The organism is Streptomyces sp. NPDC006294 (assembly GCF_042870895.1).
GTDB lineage: Bacteria > Actinomycetota > Actinomycetes > Streptomycetales > Streptomycetaceae > Streptomyces.
The window spans coordinates 265,905-283,161 of sequence record NZ_JBIAHV010000003.1; the positions used below are offsets into that span (position 1 = coordinate 265,905).

Annotated in this window: 18 protein-coding genes; 8 read left to right on the forward strand and 10 right to left on the reverse strand. The window is 74.0% G+C overall.

What is annotated here, in order from left to right; all coding sequences use genetic code 11:
- Positions 1–290: 290 nt before the first annotated feature.
- The gene (locus ACFYOP_RS06750) at positions 291–746 is read left to right on the forward strand and encodes an ATP-binding protein (protein WP_356899112.1); all 456 of its coding nucleotides are present in this window, start codon (positions 291–293) and stop codon (positions 744–746) included.
- A 44-nt stretch (positions 747–790) separates the two neighbouring features.
- On the opposite strand, the gene ACFYOP_RS06755 is transcribed toward ACFYOP_RS06750, so the two are convergent.
- The gene (locus tag ACFYOP_RS06755; RefSeq protein ID WP_356899113.1) at positions 791–1,717 is read right to left on the reverse strand and encodes a cyclase family protein; all 927 of its coding nucleotides are present in this window, start codon (positions 1,715–1,717) and stop codon (positions 791–793) included.
- 82 nt (positions 1,718–1,799) lie between these two features.
- Between ACFYOP_RS06755 and ACFYOP_RS06760 the strand changes: the two genes are divergently transcribed.
- Together ACFYOP_RS06760 and ACFYOP_RS06765 are read left to right on the forward strand one after the other, a co-directional pair.
- Complete coding sequence (locus tag ACFYOP_RS06760; protein ID WP_356899114.1) at positions 1,800–2,711, forward strand: SDR family oxidoreductase; 912 nt, start codon at positions 1,800–1,802, stop codon at positions 2,709–2,711.
- 154 nt (positions 2,712–2,865) lie between these two features.
- Positions 2,866–3,915 (forward strand): Zn-dependent alcohol dehydrogenase, encoded by a 1,050-nt coding sequence (locus ACFYOP_RS06765; protein WP_356899115.1) that lies wholly within the window; start codon positions 2,866–2,868, stop codon positions 3,913–3,915.
- Positions 3,916–3,943: 28 nt separating this feature from the next.
- On the opposite strand, the gene ACFYOP_RS06770 is transcribed toward ACFYOP_RS06765, so the two are convergent.
- Entirely contained in the window at positions 3,944–4,936 is a 993-nt protein-coding gene (locus ACFYOP_RS06770; RefSeq protein WP_356899116.1) for a helix-turn-helix domain-containing protein, read from the reverse strand.
- A gap of 71 nt (positions 4,937–5,007) precedes the next feature.
- On the opposite strand from ACFYOP_RS06770, the gene ACFYOP_RS06775 reads away from it, so the two are divergent.
- The gene (locus ACFYOP_RS06775; RefSeq protein ID WP_356899117.1) at positions 5,008–6,303 is read left to right on the forward strand and encodes an MFS transporter; all 1,296 of its coding nucleotides are present in this window, start codon (positions 5,008–5,010) and stop codon (positions 6,301–6,303) included.
- Between the two features lie 21 nt (positions 6,304–6,324).
- On the opposite strand, the gene ACFYOP_RS06780 is transcribed toward ACFYOP_RS06775, so the two are convergent.
- The 5 genes from ACFYOP_RS06780 to ACFYOP_RS06800 form a co-directional block, all read right to left on the reverse strand.
- The gene (locus tag ACFYOP_RS06780; RefSeq protein WP_356899118.1) at positions 6,325–6,834 is read right to left on the reverse strand and encodes a DUF1203 domain-containing protein; all 510 of its coding nucleotides are present in this window, start codon (positions 6,832–6,834) and stop codon (positions 6,325–6,327) included.
- A 42-nt stretch (positions 6,835–6,876) separates the two neighbouring features.
- Positions 6,877–7,476 carry a flavin reductase family protein gene (locus tag ACFYOP_RS06785; protein WP_356899153.1) on the reverse strand — a complete coding sequence of 200 codons (600 nt, stop codon included), beginning with the start codon at positions 7,474–7,476 and terminating at the stop codon, positions 6,877–6,879.
- A 161-nt stretch (positions 7,477–7,637) separates the two neighbouring features.
- Positions 7,638–8,429 (reverse strand): enoyl-CoA hydratase/isomerase family protein, encoded by a 792-nt coding sequence (locus ACFYOP_RS06790; protein ID WP_388450989.1) that lies wholly within the window; start codon positions 8,427–8,429, stop codon positions 7,638–7,640.
- The gene (locus tag ACFYOP_RS06795; RefSeq protein WP_356899119.1) at positions 8,420–10,651 is read right to left on the reverse strand and encodes an acetate--CoA ligase family protein; all 2,232 of its coding nucleotides are present in this window, start codon (positions 10,649–10,651) and stop codon (positions 8,420–8,422) included. Before ACFYOP_RS06795 ends, ACFYOP_RS06790 begins: the two co-directional genes overlap by 10 nt.
- 140 nt (positions 10,652–10,791) lie before the next feature.
- Positions 10,792–11,955, reverse strand: a complete 1,164-nt coding sequence (locus ACFYOP_RS06800) for an NAD(P)/FAD-dependent oxidoreductase (RefSeq protein WP_356899120.1) — start codon at positions 11,953–11,955, stop codon at positions 10,792–10,794.
- 168 nt (positions 11,956–12,123) lie between these two features.
- On the opposite strand from ACFYOP_RS06800, the gene ACFYOP_RS06805 reads away from it, so the two are divergent.
- Both ACFYOP_RS06805 and ACFYOP_RS06810 read left to right on the forward strand, forming a co-directional pair.
- Positions 12,124–12,576, forward strand: coding sequence for a DoxX family protein (locus ACFYOP_RS06805; RefSeq protein ID WP_356899121.1), 453 nt, complete (start codon positions 12,124–12,126; stop codon positions 12,574–12,576).
- Positions 12,573–12,998, forward strand: a complete 426-nt coding sequence (locus tag ACFYOP_RS06810; protein ID WP_356899122.1) for a Zn-ribbon domain-containing OB-fold protein — start codon at positions 12,573–12,575, stop codon at positions 12,996–12,998. The genes ACFYOP_RS06805 and ACFYOP_RS06810 overlap by 4 nt, the downstream gene beginning before the upstream one ends.
- A 31-nt stretch (positions 12,999–13,029) precedes the next feature.
- Here ACFYOP_RS06810 and ACFYOP_RS06815 read toward each other — a convergent pair whose 3' ends face one another.
- The gene (locus ACFYOP_RS06815; protein WP_356899123.1) at positions 13,030–13,710 is read right to left on the reverse strand and encodes a pyridoxal 5'-phosphate synthase; all 681 of its coding nucleotides are present in this window, start codon (positions 13,708–13,710) and stop codon (positions 13,030–13,032) included.
- A gap of 37 nt (positions 13,711–13,747) precedes the next feature.
- Positions 13,748–14,917, reverse strand: coding sequence for an acetyl-CoA acetyltransferase (locus ACFYOP_RS06820; RefSeq protein ID WP_356899124.1), 1,170 nt, complete (start codon positions 14,915–14,917; stop codon positions 13,748–13,750).
- A 131-nt stretch (positions 14,918–15,048) separates the two neighbouring features.
- On the opposite strand from ACFYOP_RS06820, the gene ACFYOP_RS06825 reads away from it, so the two are divergent.
- Both ACFYOP_RS06825 and ACFYOP_RS06830 read left to right on the forward strand, forming a co-directional pair.
- Entirely contained in the window at positions 15,049–16,134 is a 1,086-nt protein-coding gene (locus ACFYOP_RS06825; protein WP_356899125.1) for an acyl-CoA dehydrogenase family protein, read from the forward strand.
- Positions 16,134–16,619 carry a nitroreductase/quinone reductase family protein gene (locus ACFYOP_RS06830; RefSeq protein ID WP_356899126.1) on the forward strand — a complete coding sequence of 162 codons (486 nt, stop codon included), beginning with the start codon at positions 16,134–16,136 and terminating at the stop codon, positions 16,617–16,619. The genes ACFYOP_RS06825 and ACFYOP_RS06830 overlap by 1 nt, the downstream gene beginning before the upstream one ends.
- Here the strand turns inward: ACFYOP_RS06830 and ACFYOP_RS06835 are convergent.
- A complete protein-coding gene (locus ACFYOP_RS06835; RefSeq protein ID WP_356899127.1) occupies positions 16,606–17,214 on the reverse strand; it encodes a hypothetical protein in 609 nt (202 codons plus the stop codon). The genes ACFYOP_RS06830 and ACFYOP_RS06835 overlap by 14 nt on opposite strands.
- Between the last annotated feature and the right edge of the window lie 43 nt (positions 17,215–17,257).

Consider the following 17,257-nt stretch of genomic DNA (forward strand, 5'->3'; position numbering starts at 1 on the left):
GGATGCGAGTCGCTGCGATGACGGGGTCTCACGGTGCCGCCGGTACGGCGGTCCCGGAACCGTCGATGCGCACTGTTCGGCCTGTGCGAATGCGTTCTGCGGCACTGTGTTCGACTCGTCGCGGAGTGCGTCGCACAGTATGCACCACGCGTACTCCTTCGCGCTGGAATATGCCCGAAGCGCTTGTAGCGGTGACTGTAAGTCAATCAAGCTGTGCTGTAAGGGAATCACATTCCGTTATGGCTGTGAGGCGCGAGGCTATGTGTCCGCCGGTTCGGGTGGTGTGAGCGGTGCAGGTGCTTCAGGTGCAGTTGGAGATCGGGTCCGACCCCTCGGAAGTGGGGCGGGCCCGCAGATGGGCCAGGGCGCGGCTCGTCAAGTCCCCGGTGGGCGACGACGAGCGGCTGGCCGAGACGCTGATCCTGCTGATCTCGGAGCTGGTGACCAACGCCGTGGTGCACACCGGCTGTCCGGCGGTGCTGCGGATGCTCTTCGGCGGCGGCGCCGCCGAGGCCGGCACGGTCCGGGTCGAGGTCGTCGACGTCAGCGCCTGCCCGCCGCGCCCCCGGCACGCGCGGGGCGAGGACACCGGCGGCCGCGGCCTCGAGCTCGTCGACGGGCTCGCGGACCGCTGGGGCTGGCAGCGCGAGGGCGCCGGCAAGTCCATCTGGTGCGAGGTGGACCGCGGTCTGCCCGCGGGCGCGCCCCGGCTGACCGGCGCACCCGTGGTGGCGCGCGGGGCCTGAGCCGGCCTCCGTCGCGGCGCGCGGGCCTGAGCCCGTCTTCGGCCTCACAGCACGGCCACCGGCGCGACGGGTGTGCCGGTGGCGCCGACGAACGGCTCCGGCATCGCGGAGAGCAGGAACGCGTACCGGCCCCTCTGTGCACAGGCTGTGGACAACTTTTCCAGATTCCAGTTCTGACCCTGCAGCATGCCCATCTCCACGAGGTGCAGCGCGTGCACCGGCAGCCAGAGGCCGTCGATCTCCGGCGGGAAGATCTCGAAGGTGAGCGTGTCGTTCGCGACGGCGGCGACGTCCCGGGCGTGGAACCACTCGGGCGTGCGCACCGAAAGACCGGGCGACGGGAACCCGTAGCCGTGCCGGTCGCCGCCCAGCAGGAGCCGGATCTGTCCCGTCCGTACGAGGACGATGTCGCCGCCGCGTACGGTGACGCGCCCGTACGCGGCCGCCTCGTCCAGGTCCTCCGGTGTGACGGCGTGGTCGCCGGGCAGCCGGTCGAGTCCCTTCGCGCGGGCCACGTCCAGCAGCACGCCGCGGGAGACGACGGGCGGGATCTTCTCGATGCCGCTGAAGCGGGCGCCCTCGTGCGGGGTGACGGTGTCCGCCGGGCGCCCGTTGTAGAGGCGGCGCGAGTGCGAGGCGTGGGTCAGGGCGTCCCAGTGGGTGGCGGCCTGGAGGCCCATCGTCACCGTGTCGTCGCTGGTCGCGACGGTGCCGGGCCCGAAGAGCTCCTGGTTGATCTGCACCATCGTGTGCAGCGGGTCGATCCGCCCCGGGATGACGCCGGTCTGCACCCCGCCCTGCCGCAGCGGCAGCGCGAGAGGCACCCGCACGCCACTGCGCACCTCGGCGACCGCGCCCGTCACCACCTCGTCGTCGATCAGGTTCAGCGTGCCGATCTCGTCGTCGCCGCCCCAGCGCCCCCAGTTGTTGACGCGCTTCGCGATGTCGTGGAACGCGGCCGGCAGTGACATGGGCCCTCCCCGGGGCTTGTGTTCGTGCGTCCGACTCCCCAGAATCTAACGGTCCGTCAGAAAGTACGGGAAGGGGCCGGTCGTGGGGAACTTCTTGGCAGGCAAGGCCGTCGCCGTGACCGGAGCCGGCCGCGGCATCGGACGGGCGGTCGCGCTGGCCTGCGCCGCCGAGGGCGCGCGCGTCGTCGTGGGCGACCTCGGCGTCTCGGTCGACGGCGCCTCGCCCACGTCGGAGGTCGCCGACGCCGTCGTCGAGGAGATCGAGGCGGCCGGCGGCACGGCGGTCGCCGTGGCCGACGACATCGCCACCATGGCGGGCGGCCGGCGCCTGGTGGACGTGGCGCTCGCCGAGTACGGACGCCTGGACGGGGCCGTGTGCGTCGCCGGCATCCTGCGCGAACGGATGCTGTTCAACATGGCCGAGGAGGAATGGGACGCCGTCCTCGCCACCCACCTCAAGGGCACCTTCACCGTCTTCCGCGCCGCGTCCCCGGTGATGCGGGCCCAGGGCTCCGGCACTCTCATCGGCTTCACCAGCGGCAACCACCAGGGGTCCGTCTCGCAGGCCAACTACTCGGCGGCGAAAGGCGGGATCATCTCCCTCGTCCGCAGCGCGGCGCTCGGGCTGCACAAGTACGGCGTCACCGCGAACGCGGTGGCCCCCGTCGCCCGCACCCGCATGTCGGCAGGCGTCCCGATGGAGCTCAAGGAGATCGGCGAGCCCGAGGACGTCGCCGCCCTGGTCGTCTATCTGCTCTCCGACCGCGCCCGCGCCGAGAGGATCACCGGGCAGGTCTACACGATCGCCGGCCCCAAGATCGCGGTCTGGGCCCAGCCCAGGGAACTGCGCGCCGCCTACGCCGAGGGGCCGTGGACCCCGGACCGTATCGCCGACTTCCTGCCGGGCACGGTCGGCACCGACCCCATGCCGCTGCTGGCGCAGCTGGAGGCCATGTCGGCCGCCGCCCGGCGCGGCACCCGGCTGGGCGCGTGAAGCGCGCCGACAGCTCGGACCGCGTGGCCCGGGTACAAGCCGTGCGCCGACAGCTCGGACAGGGTGAGCCGCTCGGACCGCGTGACGGCCCGTGCGAGGTCCGTCGCCATATCGTCATCGCCGGGCGGACGCCCGGCCGGCCGAAGGAGCCGTGGTGAAAGGTGTCGTGTTCGACGGGGCGCAGGTCCGGGTCGTCGACGACCTGGAGATACGCGCCCCCGGCCCGGGCGAGGTCCTGGTCGAGATCGCCGCCGCCGGCCTGTGCCACAGCGACCTGTCCGTCGTCGACGGCACGATCCCCTTCCCCGTGCCGGTCGTCCTCGGCCACGAGGGCGCCGGCGTCGTCGCGGCGGTCGGCCCGGGTGTCGGCCATGTCGCCCCCGGCGACCACGTCTCGCTGTCCACCCTCGCCAACTGCGGCGCCTGCGCCGACTGCGACCGTGGCCGCCCCACGATGTGCCGCCGGGCCATCGGCCGCCCCGGCCGCCCCTTCTCCCGCGCGGGCGTCCCCGTGTTCCAGTTCGCCGCCAACTCGGCCTTCGCCGAGCGGACGGTCGTCAAGGCCGTCCAGGCCGTGAAGATCCCCGCGGACGTCCCCCTCACCTCCGCCGCGCTGATCGGCTGCGCGGTCCTGACCGGCGTCGGCGCCGTACTCAACCGGGCGAGGGTCGAACGGGGCGACACCGTCGCCGTCATCGGCGCCGGCGGCATCGGCCTCAACGTCCTCCAGGGGGCGCGGATCGCGGGCGCGTCGGCGATCGTCGCCGTCGACAGCAACCCGGCGAAGGAGGCCGCGGCGCGGCGGTTCGGCGCCACGGACTTCCTCGCCTCCGTCGACGGCGTGCGGGAGGTCCTGCCCACCGGGGCGGACCACGTCTTCGAGTGCGTCGGCAGCACCGCGCTGATCCGCGCGGCGATCGACCTGCTCGACCGCCGCGGCCAGGCGGTCCTGCTCGGCATGGCGTCCCCGTCGGCGCGGGCCGACTTCCTGCCCGCGTCCCTCTTCCTGGACAAGTCGGTCCTCGGCTGCCGCTACGGCTCCTCCCGCCCGCAGCACGACATCGCCCTCTACACGGACCTGTACCGGCGGGGCCTGCTCCTCCTCGACGAACTGGTCACCGCCACGTACCCCGTGGAGGACTTCGCCAAGGCGGCGGACGACGCCCGGCACGGACGGGTGGCCCGCGGCGTGCTCACCTTCTGACCGGCGCCGGCCCTTCGCCTGCTGCCCGTCAGTCCTCGGCGCGCACCGCGCGCGCCCGGAACGTCCGCCGGTACACGGTCGGCGGGACGCCCAGCGCCGCCTGGAGGTGCTGGCGCATCGACTGGGCCGTGCCGAACCCGGCGTCCGTGGCGACCTGGTCGATGGACAGATCCGTGGACTCCAGCAGATGCCGGGCCCGTTCCACCCGCTGCTGGGTGAGCCACTGCCCGGGGCTGATGCCGACCTCCTCGCGGAAGCGCCGCGTGAAGGTCCGTACCGACATCGACTCCTGGTCCGCCAGGTCCCGCAGCTGCAAGGGCTCGTGGAGCCGGGCGAGCGCCCAGGCCCTGGCGGCCGTGGTCGTCGCCACCTGCGGCTCGGGGACGGGCCGGTGGATGAACTGGGCCTGCCCGCCGTCGCGGTGCGGCGGTACGACGGTCCGGCGGGCGACCTCGTTGGCGACGGCCGCGCCGTGGTCGCGGCGCACGATGTGCAGACACAGGTCGATCCCGGCGGCGACCCCCGCAGAGGTCAGCACGTCGCCGTCGTCGATGAAGAGCACGTCCGTGTCGACCGCGACGGACGGGAAGAGCCGCTGGAAGTGCTCGGCGCACGACCAGTGGGTGGTGGCGGGGCGCCCGTCCAGATATCCGGCGGCGGCCAGCACGTACCCGCCCGTGCAGATGGACACCATCCGGGTGCCGGGCCGGATGTACGCGAGGGCGGCGGCCAGCTCGTCGGTGAGGCGGCCCTCCTCGTAGACCGGCCCGAGCTCGTACGAGGCGGGGACGACGACCGTGTCCGCCGTGGCCAGAATCCGCGGGCCGTGCTCGACGGTGACGGCGAAGTCCGCGTCCGTCTGCACCGGGCCCGCGGCGAGACCGCAGGTGACGGTCTCGTACAGCAGACCGCCGTCGGCGGCCTTGGCGCGCCCGAAGATCCGGTGCGGGATGCCCAGCTCGAAGGGGAGCAGCCCGGTCAGGGCCAGGACCACCACACGATGCCGCCGGGTCTCCGTCATGGCCCGATCCTATCGAACACTGTCTGTCGGGCCACTCGTTGTGTACGGCACGGAACCGGAAGCTGGGTGACGTGACCCAGACAACCGCCCCGCACCCCGGCTCTGAGCAGCCACTGCGCCGACCGCCCCGCATCCACCGCGCCTGGTACGTCGCCGCCGTCACCTTCGTGACGATCATCGGCGCCGCGGCCTTCGCGTCCCTGCCGGGCCTGCTGATCGAGCCACTGCACTCGGAGTTCGACTGGTCGCGCGGCACGATCGGCTTCGCCGTCTCCGTGAACCTGGCGCTGTACGGACTGACCGCGCCCTTCGCGGCGGCCCTGATGGACCGGTACGGCATCCGCCGCGTCGTCGCCGTCGCGCTCACCGTGATCGCGGCCGGCTCGGTGCTCACCGTGTGGATGACCGCGCCCTGGCAGTTCGTCCTCTACTGGGGCGTACTCGTCGGCCTCGGCTCCGGCTCGATGGCGCTCGCCTTCGCGGCCACCGTCACCAACCGGTGGTTCGTCAAACGCCGCGGCCTGGTCACCGGCATCCTCACCGCGGCCGGGGCCTCCGGCCAGCTCGTCTTCCTGCCGCTGCTGTCCTGGCTGGTGGAGAACCACGAGTGGCGGCCCGCCGCGATCACCGTCGCGCTCTCCGCGCTGGCCGTCGTCCCGTTCGTCTGGCTGCTGCTGCGCGACCACCCGGCGGACGTGGGCATCGCCGCGTACGGCGCGGAAGGCTTCACGCCCAAGCCGGACCCGGTGCCGGGAGCGGCGCGCAGGGCGGTCCAGGTACTCTTCCGGGCGGCCCGCACCGGCCCGTTCTGGCTCCTCGCCGGCACCTTCGCGATCTGCGGCGCCTCCACGAACGGCCTCGTCAAGACCCACTTCGTACCCGCCGCCCACGACCACGGCATGCCCATCACCGCGGCCGCGTCACTGCTCGCCGTGATCGGCGTCTTCGACGTCGTCGGCACGATCGCGTCCGGTTGGTTCACCGACCGCTTCGAGGCGCGCCGCCTGCTCGCCGTCTACTACGCGCTGCGCGGCGTCTCGCTGCTCTTCCTGCCGATGCTGCTCGCGCCGACCGTCCAGCCGCCGATGATCTTCTTCATCGTCTTCTACGGCCTCGACTGGGTCGCCACCGTCCCGCCGACGATCGCCCTGTGCCGCGAGCACTACGGCGACGACAGCGCGATCGTCTTCGGCTGGGTCCTCGCCTCCCACCAGGTCGGCGCGGCCGTCGTCGCCTTCGCCGGCGGCGTCGCCCGCGACGTCTTCGGCTCGTACGACGTGGTCTGGTACGCCTCCGGCGCCCTGTGCGCGGCGGCGGCCCTGCTGGCCCTGGTCATCCGCCGCAGGCCGCTGCCGAAGCCTCTCTGAGCCCGGGGGTGCGGGGCCGGATCAGGCCGGCTCCGTGCGCCGGACCTCGGCCATGAAGCAGCCGTGCTCGACGGCGCGGACGTGCACCAACGCCACCGCCGGGTCGGCGAACACGTCCCGCAGGACGGCGTCCACCTCCCCGGCGCGCTCCCGGGGGACCTCGACCAGCGTCCCGCCGAGGATGTGCCCGTCGGAGCTGTACGCGCGCAACACCCGCCGCGCGCCGTGGAGCTCGGCGGGGTAGCCGGGCCCCGATGTCCAGCCCGCGCACTCCTGCGCGTGGATGAAGACCGGCCCGCACTCGTCGTACGGACCGGGCTCCGCGCCGGTCCCGGCCGCCCAGCGGCGCAGCGGCGCGTACGAGACGAGGACGATGCGCTCACCGGCCTCGCTGTGCCGCAGACAGCAGCGCAGCGGTGCGCCGCCCTCCGGGTCGGTGAACGGCCGCCGGGTGTGCCCGGCGTCGTCACGCTCCCGCAACTGCTTCAGTACGTCCGGGTCGATGGCCCGTGTCTCGTGTGGGGTGGTCATGGGCCCAGCCTCCGCGACGGGCGGCGCCGCCGCTGGCGGGAATCAGACGTCGAGCCCCGAGAGGCGCCCGAACCGCCCCCGGTGGAACAGCAGCGGCGCGCGCTCCTCGTCCGCGTCCAGCGCCTCGACCCGGCCGACCACGATCAGATGGTCGCCGCCGGTGTGCACCGCCTGAACCGTGCAGTCGATCCAGGCCGCCACCCCGTCCAGCAGCGGGGCCCCGGTCACGGGCGCCGCCCGGTACGCCACCCCGGCGAACTTGTCCGCCCCGCTGACGGCGAAGCCCCGGCACAGCCCGCCCTGTTCCTCGCCGAGCACGTTCACACAGAACCGCCCGGCCCGAGCGATCCGCGGCCACGTCGTGGACGTACGCCCGACCATGAAGACCACGAGCGGTGGTTCGAGCGACAGCGACGCGAAGGACTGGCACGCGAACCCGGCCGGCCCGTCCGCGTCGACGGCCGTCACGACGGTCACCCCACTGGCGAAGTGCCCCAGCACCCGCCGGAACGCACCGGGCCCGACCGGCGGCCGCTCGTCCTCCCCGACCGCCCGCAGCGCGGGCGCAGACGACGCTTCGTACACCTCGGCGTCGACGGCCCCTCCGGCGGACCGGAGATACCGGACGGCGGTGGCGGCCATGGCTGCGTGTCCCATCACGCTGTCCATTGAACCTGACGTGCCGTCAGAAAGTAACCCTCGAGCGCGGTTCACGGGGCGGAAGGTCACAGCTCCGGGGCGCGGCCCGGTTGTCCGGTTGGTGCAGGGCCGCCCCACGCGCATCGGACCACGGGGCCAGCCCCTCATCGCCCCTCGAAGCGCGGCGCGCGGCGCTCCAGGAATGCCCGCACGCCCTCCTGGGCGTCGTGGGTCGTCATGTTGAGCTCCTGGGACGCGGCCTCCGTCGCGAAGGAGGTCGCGCGGTCCGTGTCCAGGGAGGTGTTGATCAGGTGTTTGGTCAGGGCGAGAGCGCGGGTCGGGCCCGTGGCGAGGCGGGTGGACCAGGTCTGGGCCGTCTTCTCGAGGGCGTCCGCGGGGACGACCCGGTTGACCAGGCCCAGGCGTGCCGCCTCCTCGGCGGAGAGTGCGTCGCCGAAGAACATCAGCTCCTTGGCGCGCCGCGGGCCGACCAGCCGGGGCAGCAGGTACGCGCCGCCGCCGTCGGGCACGAGGCCCCGGCGTGCGAACACCTCGATGAAGCGCGCGCCCTCCGCCGCCAGGACCAGGTCGCAGGCGAAGGCCAGGTGGGCGCCGATGCCCGCCGCCGTGCCGTTGACCGCCGCGATCACCGGCTTCTCGCAGTCCAGTACGGCCCCGATCAGCCGCTGCGCGCCGAGCCGGATCGTACGGGCGACGTCACCCGGGGCCGGTGCGCCCGACGGCGTGCCGCGCAGGTCGGCGCCCGCGCAGAAGCCCCGCCCGGTGGCGGTGACGACGACCGCGCGGATCGCGGGGTCCGACGACGCGGCGGCGAGGAGGGCGATGATCCGCTCCCGCTGGTCCGGCGTCACCGCGTTCATCACCTCGGGCCGGTCGAGGGTGATCCAGGAGACGGCCCCGTCGGTCCGGTGCAGGACCCCCGGCGTCACCGGCACACCGCCAGCGCGTCCAGCGCCACCGCGCCCTGCCCGCGCTCCAGCACCATCAGCGGGTTGACGTCCAGTTCGGAGAGCTGGTCGCCGAGCTCCATCGCCATCCGCTGGACCCGCAGGACCACTTCGACCAGCGCGTCCACGTCGACCGGCGGCCCGCCCCGCACCCCGTCCAGCAGGGCGCGGCCGCGCAGCTCGCCGAGCATGTCCCGGGCCTGGTCCTCGCCGAAGGGCGGGACGCGTACGGCGGTGTCGTGCAGCACCTCGACCAGGACGCCGCCGAGCCCCACCGTCACGGTCGGGCCGAACAGCTCGTCCTGGGCGACCCCGACGACCATCTCGACGCCCCGCTCGACCATCTGGCACACCAGGACGCCGTCGAGGCCGACGCCCTCGTAACGGGCGATGTCGGTGAGCTCGCGGTAGGTGTCGCGCACCTGGCTCGCGGAGGTGAGGCCGATCCTGACCAGCCCCAGCTCCGTCTTGTGCGCGAGCTGCGGCGCGGACGCCTTCATCACCACCGGGTAGCCGACCAGCGCCGCCGCCCGTACCGCGGCGGCCGCGCTGGTGACGAGCTGCTCGCGCGGCACCCGGATCCCGTAGGCGCGCAGCAGGCTCTTCGCCGCGTGCTCGCTGAGCTGCCGGCCCGGCTGCATCAGCGCCTGCGCCTTGCGGAAGGACGGGGACGGGGTGCGCGGGGCGTCGTCGAAGGGGGAGCGGTAGCGGGCCGTGAAGCGGTGGTGGGACAGATGGGCGCGCACCGCCGTGATGCAGTTGGCGAAGGTGCGGAAGGTGGCGACGCGGGAGGAGCCGAGCAGCGTGTCGCGGTAGGCGGACTCGGTGCCGAGCGGCGAGCCCCACACCACGCACACCAGCTTGTCGGTGGTCTCCGCCGCGTCGACCAGGTCCTGGGCGAGCCGGTCGCTCATCGGTGGGAAGGGTCCGGTGATCGGGCAGATCAGCACGCCGATCTCCGGATCGGCCAGGATCGAGTCGATGATCCGGCGGCCGCGCGCATCGCCCACCGGGTGGCCGCCGTTGTCGATCGGGTTCGACACGTTCAGATACGGCGGTATCCACCGGTGCAGTTCGTCCTGCCGTGCCTCCCTGAGCCGCGGCAGCCGCAGGCCCGCCGCGGTCGCCAGGTCCGCGAAGTGCGCCCCCGTACCGCCGGAGATCGAGTACACGGCCACCCCGTCGGCGGCCGGCCGGCGCGCACGGGCCAGCAGGGCCGCGGTGTCCTGGAGTTCGTCGAGACCGTCGACGCGGATCACGCCGAACTGCCGCATCGCCGCGTCCACCACCTGGTCGCTGCCGGTGAGTTTGCCGGTGTGCGAAGCGGCCGTACGCGCCCCGGTCTCGGTGCGGCCCACCTTGACGGCGACGACCGGCACCCCCCGGCGGGCCGCCCGGTCGGCGGCGAGCAGGAAGGAGCGGCCGTTCTTCAGGCCCTCCAGGTAGCAGGCGATGGCCCCGACCTCGGGGCGCTCGGCGAAGTACGAGACGAAGTCGGCGGTCTCGAGGTCGGCCTCGTTCCCGGTGGGCGCCCAGTGGGAGAGGCGGATGCCCAGCTCCTGGAGGGTGAAGACGGGCCGGCCCTGGTGGCCGGACTGGGTGACGAGGGCGATCGCCGGCCCTTCGAGGTCGTCGCGGAACCTCTCGAAGGCGTTCAGATTGGTGTTGGGACCGAGCAGCCGGACACCGGAACGCTCCACGGCGGCCGCCAGCCGCGCCTGGGCGGCGGCGCCCTCCTCGCCGGTCTCCGCGTAACCGGAGGCGAAGGCGACGGCGAACCGCACCTTCGCCTCGCCGAGTTGCTCGATCACCGGCAGCGGGTCGGCGACCAGCAGCACGGCGAGGTCGACGGGTTCCGGCAGGTCGGCCACGGACGGTGCGCAGGGCAGACCGAAGACGCTCGTACGAGTGGGGTGCACCGGGTGCAGACGCGCGCCGGCGCGGGCGGCCCAGTCGACGAGCTGCCGGGTGACGCCGGTGTTCGGCCGGCCCTCCGTGTCCGAGGCGCCGACGACGGCGACGGAGGAGGGGTGGAAGAACCGGTCCAGGTCGGGCACGGGCGCGTGCAGCGGACGGCCGCCGACGTCGAGGTCGCCGGCGAGGGCGGCCGGTCCGGCCGCCTCGTGGACGGCGTTTCTGGGCTGATCGCCGCAGGCGACGACGCGCGCGCGAAGGCCGGAGGTGAGTGTGCCGTGAGTCGATCCGAGCATCGCTGGTCTCCGCTCCTGCTCGATGGCCGAGCTGCCGGCCACTTAACTGACGCACAGTCAGATTAGCGAACTGACGGAAAGTCAGGAACAGGTGCCGCACACACAATGCCCGCCCGGCCGGGGGAGCCCGGGAGCCGGGGCTACGACAGCGCCTTCGCGATCTTGCGCGCGTCGATCGCCATCTCGCGGAGCATGCCGCTGATCGGATTGGTGAAACCGGTGAAGTAGAGGCCGGGCGCCTGCCGGGGTGTCCGGCCGCCGTGGACCACGGGCCGGCCGCGCTCGTCCAGTACGTCGAGGTGCCCGACCATGCCTTCCAGCGCCCGTCGGTACCCGGTCGCGGCGATCACGGCGTCCGGGGCGATCCGGCTGCCGTCCGCCAGCACCGCCTTGCCGTCGTCGAACGACTCGAGAGCCGCGACGGGCTCGACCCGGCCCGTGCGGACGGCGTCGATCAGACCCACGTCCTGCACCGGGATCGCGCCCTGCCGCACGCGGGAGTACAGCCCCGTGCCGGGGCGCGGCAGCCCGTGCTCGGCGAGGTCCGGCACGGCGATCCGGGACATGAGGCCCCCGGCCGCGTCCACCAGCCGCACCGGCAGCCGGCGGACCAGGATGCCGGTGCGCTGCGCGGGCCAGCCGGCCGTGGAGCGGCGCACGATGTGCGGGACGGTGCGCACCGCGAGCCGTACCCGCGCGGCCCCGCCCTCGACCAGGTCGACGGCTATCTCGGCGCCGGTGTTGCCCACCCCGACGACGAGGACGTCCTTGCCCGCGTACGGTGCCGGTTCGCGGTAGTCGCGGGCGTGCAGCAGCTCGCCGCCGTACGTCTCGCGGCCCGGCCAGTCGGGCAGGTGCGGCGTGTGGTTGTGGCCGGTGGCCACCACGACCGCCCGGCCGGTCAGCTCCCGGCCGCCGGTGGCGTGCAGCAGCCAGTCGCTCCCGGCCGGTTCGATACGGGACACCTCGACGCCGGTGACGATCTCCAGCTCGTGGAACTCCGCGTACTTCTCCAGGTAGCGCACGACGTCGTCGCGCGAGACCCAGCGGCCGAACGAGCGCGGCATCGGCAGGCCCGGAAGGGCGGAGAGGCTGCGGGTGGTGTGCAGGTGGAGCCGGTCGTAGTGACGCCGCCAGGAGGCGCCGACCGCCTCGGACTTCTCCAGCACGACGGCCCGCACGCCCCGTTGCCGCAGGGTGGCCGCCGCGGCGAGACCGCCCGGGCCGCCCCCGACGACGTACACGGGACGGTCGTTCGTCCGGTGGGTGCCCGGGTGTCTGTGCGTGTCCTTTTCGGCGGCCATGGGTGAAAGCGTAGTGACCCACCGAATTGATGGGTCTCAGTCAAGGCCGGGTTCGGTTGCGAATCGGTCACGACCCGGACACCTTGTGTGCGTCCCGGCGCCCCGCCCTCTTGCGCGGGCGCCGGTGTCCAGCCGAAACTGACGTACCGTCAGAAAAGGAGGGTGGTCATGCGGACGATCTGGCTCACCGGCGCCGAATGGGCCGCCGTCCTGCGTATCGGCCTCGGCCTGTGGTGGCTGGAGAGCTGGCGTCACAAGGACAAGAAGGGCTGGTTCGAGCGCGGGACGGGTATCGCCTGGGCGGCCGGCGTCGCCGCGGAACACCGCTGGCGGCCCGTCCGCACCGGCTTCGAGAAGGTCGTGACGCCCCGGCCCAGGGGCATGGCCTATGTGGTCGTCTACGCCGAACTCGCCCTCGGCCTCGGGCTCGTCGCCGGATTCCTCACGCCGATCGCACTGGCGGGCGGGCTGCTGCTCAACGTCCTCTATCTGGTCCTGATGATCCACGACTGGGCCGAGCAGGGGCAGAACGCCATGATGGCCCTGATTTCGCTCGTCGCCCTCTTCGCCATGTCCTGGCAGACCTGGTCGCTCGACCACGCCATCGGACTCTTCCTGTGACGGGCCGGGGTCCGCGCACCGACGCCACCCCGGCGACCCCCGGCATCGACGACTTCACCCGCCCCTACTGGGACGCGGCCGCCGCGGGCGAGCTGCTGATCCGCCGGTGCGCCGACTGCGGGCGGCCGCACCACTACCCACGCGAGTTCTGCCCGCACTGCTGGAGCGAGAACGCCGGCTGGGAACGGGCGAGCGGCCGGGCGACGCTCTACACCTGGTCCGTCGTCCACCGCAACGACCTGCGGCCCCACCGCGACCGCGTCCCGTACACGGCGGCGCTCGTCGAACTGGCGGAAGGGCCCCGGATGATGACCGAGGTCGTGGACTGCGCACCGGAGCGGCTGGCCGTGGGGATGGAGCTGACGGCCGACTTCCGTACGGGGGAGGACGGCGTGACCGTGCCCGTCTTCCGCCCCGCGTGACGCCTCTCCTCCGGCCCGTACGCCGCCCCCGTCACGGCCAGAGCAGTTCCCGCTCCCACGTGCCGTCCGCCGTCCGCCGGTAGCGGAGCCGCAGATGCCGACGCCGCTCGTCGCCCTGGAAAAACTCGGCCTCGCGCGGCTCCACCACGTACCGCGTCCACGACGGCACCGGTGCGTTGGGCTCCGACCGCGCGCGCTCCCACGCGGCCCCGGAGGCGCGGGCCAGCGCGGCCACCGACGGCAGCACCTCGCTCTGCCGGCCGGTCAGCGCCGCCGCGAGCGCCCCCGTCGAACGGACGGCCAGGTCCGCCCGGCTCTCCTCGGGCGACGCGGCGCTCACCCGGCCGCGCACCCTGATCTGGCGGCCCTGGACGGGCCAGTAGAAGACGAGCGACGCCTCCGGCCGGGCCGCCAGATGCCGGCCCTTGGCGCTCGTGGCGTGCGTCGCGAAGTGCCAGCCGTGCTCGTCCGCGTCGTGGAGCATCACGATCCGCGCGTCGGGGCGGGCCTGCTCGTCCACCGTGGCCAGGGTCATGGTGTGCGGCTCGCGCTGCCCGGCCGCCACGGCCTCGGCGAACCACCGGTGGAACAGCGGCAGCGGCTCGGCGGGCGCGCCGGCCGGGTCGAACGCGGGCAGCGGGACGTCCCAGACCCGCTGCGCGTGCAGCAGTGCGCGGAAGGCGGCCCGGGGGTCGCGCTCTTCGTGGTCCATGGAGGCATTGAACATCCCGCGCCCCGGTGACGGCGGCTCACCCCCGGCCCAGCACCACCGTCCCCGACGAGCAGAACCAGCCCCCGGTCCCCGACGCGACCGCCAGCTCGGGCAGCCGGCCGTCCGCCGCCCGCACCTGGTGGCCGCCCGCCTCGCCCCGCAGCTGGCGTACCGCCTCGACCAGCAGGAACAGGCCGCGCATCCCCGGGTGGCAGGCGGAGAGGCCGCCGCCGTCGGTGTTCACCGGCAGCTCGCCGTCGCGCAGCAGCCGCCCCTGCTCCACGAACGCGCCGCCCTCGCCCTTGGCGCAGAACCCGAGGTCCTCCAGGGTGACCAGGGTCATGTACGTGAAGGCGTCGTAGATCTCCGCGACGTCGATCTCCCCGGGCCGCACCCCGGCCCGCTCGAACGCGAGCCGGCCGCTGACCGCCGCCGGGGAGCGGGTGAAGTCGTCCCACTCGGACATGGTGGTGTGGGAGACGTGCTCGCCGGCGCCGAGGATCCACACCGGCGGCTGCGCGGTGTCCGGTACGTACTCCTGGGCCGCCAGCAGCACCGCGCAGCCGCCGTCGCTGCGGACGCAGCAGTGCAGCTTGGTGAACGGGTCCGCGATCAGCGGCCCGTCGAGCACGTCGTCGACGGTGATCGGGTCGCGGAACATGGCGTCCGGGTTGGCGGCGGCGTTCGCCCGGGCCTGGACCGCCACCTGGGCGAGCTGCTCGAGGGTGGTGCCGTACTCGTGCATATGGCGGCGCGCGGCCATCGCGTACTTGGCGACGAGCGTGTGACCGTACGGCACCTCGAACTGGAGCGGGCCGCGGGCGCCGAAGGAGAGGTCGGACGTGCGCCGCCCCGCCCTGATGTCCGCGCGTGCGGTCGACCCGTAGACCAGCAGTACGACGTCGGCGTGACCTGCGGCGATCGCGTCGGCCGCGTGGGCGGCCATGACCTCCCAGGTCGCCCCGCCGACGGCCGTGGAGTCCACCCAGACCGGCCGCAGCCCCAGATACTCGGCGACCTCGACCGGCGCGAGCGTGCCGAGACCGGCCGAGCAGAGGCCGTCGACCAGGGAGTGGTCGAGGCCGGAGTCGGCGAGCGCCCGGCGGGCCGCCTGGGCGTGCAGCGCGTAGGGGGTGGGGCCGTCGACACGGCCGCAGTCCGAGAGGGATATGCCGACGACGGCGACCTTGCGCGGTGTGGAGGGCATAGAACTGACGGTACATCAGGCAGCGGACGACGGGTACGGGAGACGTCTGGGCATCCGCGCCCGGCGGATCTAACATGACGGCCCGTCAGGTCCGTTGCCGGGTCACGTGTCGTTGTGGAGAGGAGCCTCGGATGGACGCCGTCCTCACCGCCGAGCAGGACGAGGTGCGCCGCACGGTGCGCGCATCGCTCACCGGCCCGGGCGCCGACGGGCTGGACCAGGAGACATGGGCCCGGCTCGCCCTGACCGGCCTCGCGCTCCCCGCCGCGTACGGGGGCGCGGGCCGTCCTCTCGCCGACCTCGCCGTCGCCGCGGAGGAGGCCGGACGGGTCATGCTGCCGTCCCCGCTGCTCGCCACGGCCGGTCTCGCCGCACCCCTGGTCCTCGCCCTCGGCACCCCCGAACAGCGCGCCGCCCTCCTGCCGCGTATCGCGGACACCACTCTCACCTGCACCCTCGCCGTCCCCGGCGGCCTCGGCGACGCGCTCGCCCTGACCGGCGACAACACCGCCGGCACATGGGCGGGCGGCGGCCGGGCCGGCGGCATCCAGGCCCGGTGCGGCGGCGACGGCTGGACCTTGTACGGCGAGGCGCCGGACGTCCTCGACGCCCACAGCGCGCGGCTGCTGCTCGTCGCCGCGCACACCGGCGGCTTCCCGCGCAGCCGCGCCCTGCTCTTCCAGGTCGACGCGGAAGCGCCCGGACTGACCCGCGCCCCGCTCACGACCCCCGACCCGACCCGGCCCCGGGCCGCGCTCCAGCTCCGCGACTGCCCCGCCGCGCTCCTCGGCACGGACGACGGCGCCGACGTCCCCGGCGCCCTCGCCGCCACCGGCCGCACGGTCGCCGCGCTGCTCGCGGCGGAGGCGGCGGGCGCGGCGGCCGGCGTACTGTCCGGGGCCGCCGGTCACCTCCCGGCAGGCGAGGCCGCCCGGCACCGGCTCGCCGACCTGTACGTCCATGTCCAGGCGGCCCGCTCCGCGGCGTACTACGCGGCCTGGGACCCTGCCGCGGGCCTGTCGGCGCTCGCGCAGGGCCTGGACGCCCTGCGGACCGTCGCGGGCGAGACGGTCCGGCTGACCGGCGGCACCCGCGACGGCGGGGCGCACCGGTACGTCGAGCGGGCCGCCGCCGACGAAACGCTCTTCGGCCCCGTGCACCGGCTGCGGGACGCCGCCGCCGAGCGGGCCGGGCTCTTCGAGGGGACGGCGGCCTGATGTCCACCGCCCTCCGCCTGATCCAGAAGGTCTCCGCCACCCGCGCCTTCGCGAAGGTCGCGCCGCACGCCGTCCCCGCGCTGGACCGTGCGGTCCACCGCCTGACCCGGGGAAAGGTGCTGCCGAGCGCCCGGATGCTGCCCGGCCTCGTGCTCACCGTCCGGGGCGCGCGAACCGGGCTGCCGAGGTCCACACCGCTCGCCTGCGTGCCGGAGGAGACGGGCAGCCGGCTCCTCGTCGGCTCCAACTTCGGCCGGCCCGCCCACCCGGCCTGGACGGCGAACCTGCTCCGCCACCCCGACGCGGAGGTCAGCCTGCAGGGCACGACGATCCCCGTCCGCGCGACGCTCCTCACGGGCGCGGCGCGGGCGGAGGCGTGGCAGGCGGCCGTACGCTTCTGGCCGCCGTACGCGGCCTACCAGGCGCGCGTCGACCGCGAGATCCGGATCTTCCGGATCTCGCGCCGCGAGGTCAGTGGCGCCTGAACCTCGAGTGCCGCTCCGGAGCGCCGTGCTCGGGACCCTCGTCGTACGGCTGCTGCCGGTACGGCGCGGTGTCCGCGTCCCGGTGGGGGTGGTTCGGCTCCTGGTCGTACGGACCCCAGTCGTCCGCGGGCGCGTGCCCCGGGGGCTCCTCGTCGTACGGCTCCTCCCGCCTGCGCCGCAGGGCGGTGCGGCCGCTCATCAGCGCGGCGGCCAGCAGGAGCAGCACACCGCCGCCGCCGGCGAGCGCCACGCCCAGGCCGAGCCCGGCGCCGTCACCGCCGGCCGTGAGACTCCCGGCGGCCTGGCCCTGGCGGACCATCCAGAGGATGGTGAACCCCAGCACGATCACGCCCGCGAGCATCACCAGCAGCCGGGACCTGAGCAGCAGCCCGACCAGCGTGACGAGGGCGGCGAAGGCCATGGGGAGCAGGATGGACGTGACGAGCGCGCCTTCGTTCTGGCTGATGCCGCCGAAGAGGTCCTGGATGCGGTAGTCGCGCCCGAGGCGGCCGTCGTACCAGTCACGGAAGGGGCTCCATACGGCGGCCGTCGCTCCGACGAGAGCGAGGATCGAACCGATGACGTTGCGGATCATCGCCGGGCCTCCTTGTGTCAGCCGCGGGGTGGTGTGACGGGGG

What these genes read in the sequence shown, in the direction of transcription:
- ACFYOP_RS06755 (WP_356899113.1), bottom strand. Translation starts at nt 1,717, where the DNA reads ATGTCACTGCCGGCCGCGTTCCACGACATCGCGAAGCGCGTCAACAAC.
- ACFYOP_RS06770 (WP_356899116.1), bottom strand. Translation starts at nt 4,936, where the DNA reads ATGACGGAGACCCGGCGGCATCGTGTGGTGGTCCTGGCCCTGACCGGG.
- ACFYOP_RS06780 (WP_356899118.1), bottom strand. Translation starts at nt 6,834, where the DNA reads ATGACCACCCCACACGAGACACGGGCCATCGACCCGGACGTACTGAAG.
- ACFYOP_RS06785 (WP_356899153.1), bottom strand. Translation starts at nt 7,476, where the DNA reads ATGGCCGCCACCGCCGTCCGGTATCTCCGGTCCGCCGGAGGGGCCGTC.
- ACFYOP_RS06795 (WP_356899119.1), bottom strand. Translation starts at nt 10,651, where the DNA reads ATGCTCGGATCGACTCACGGCACACTCACCTCCGGCCTTCGCGCGCGC.
- ACFYOP_RS06800 (WP_356899120.1), bottom strand. Translation starts at nt 11,955, where the DNA reads ATGGCCGCCGAAAAGGACACGCACAGACACCCGGGCACCCACCGGACG.
- ACFYOP_RS06805 (WP_356899121.1), top strand. Translation starts at nt 12,124, where the DNA reads ATGCGGACGATCTGGCTCACCGGCGCCGAATGGGCCGCCGTCCTGCGT.
- ACFYOP_RS06815 (WP_356899123.1), bottom strand. Translation starts at nt 13,710, where the DNA reads ATGGACCACGAAGAGCGCGACCCCCGGGCCGCCTTCCGCGCACTGCTG.
- ACFYOP_RS06820 (WP_356899124.1), bottom strand. Translation starts at nt 14,917, where the DNA reads ATGCCCTCCACACCGCGCAAGGTCGCCGTCGTCGGCATATCCCTCTCG.
- ACFYOP_RS06825 (WP_356899125.1), top strand. Translation starts at nt 15,049, where the DNA reads ATGGACGCCGTCCTCACCGCCGAGCAGGACGAGGTGCGCCGCACGGTG.
- ACFYOP_RS06830 (WP_356899126.1), top strand. Translation starts at nt 16,134, where the DNA reads ATGTCCACCGCCCTCCGCCTGATCCAGAAGGTCTCCGCCACCCGCGCC.
- ACFYOP_RS06835 (WP_356899127.1), bottom strand. Translation starts at nt 17,214, where the DNA reads ATGATCCGCAACGTCATCGGTTCGATCCTCGCTCTCGTCGGAGCGACG.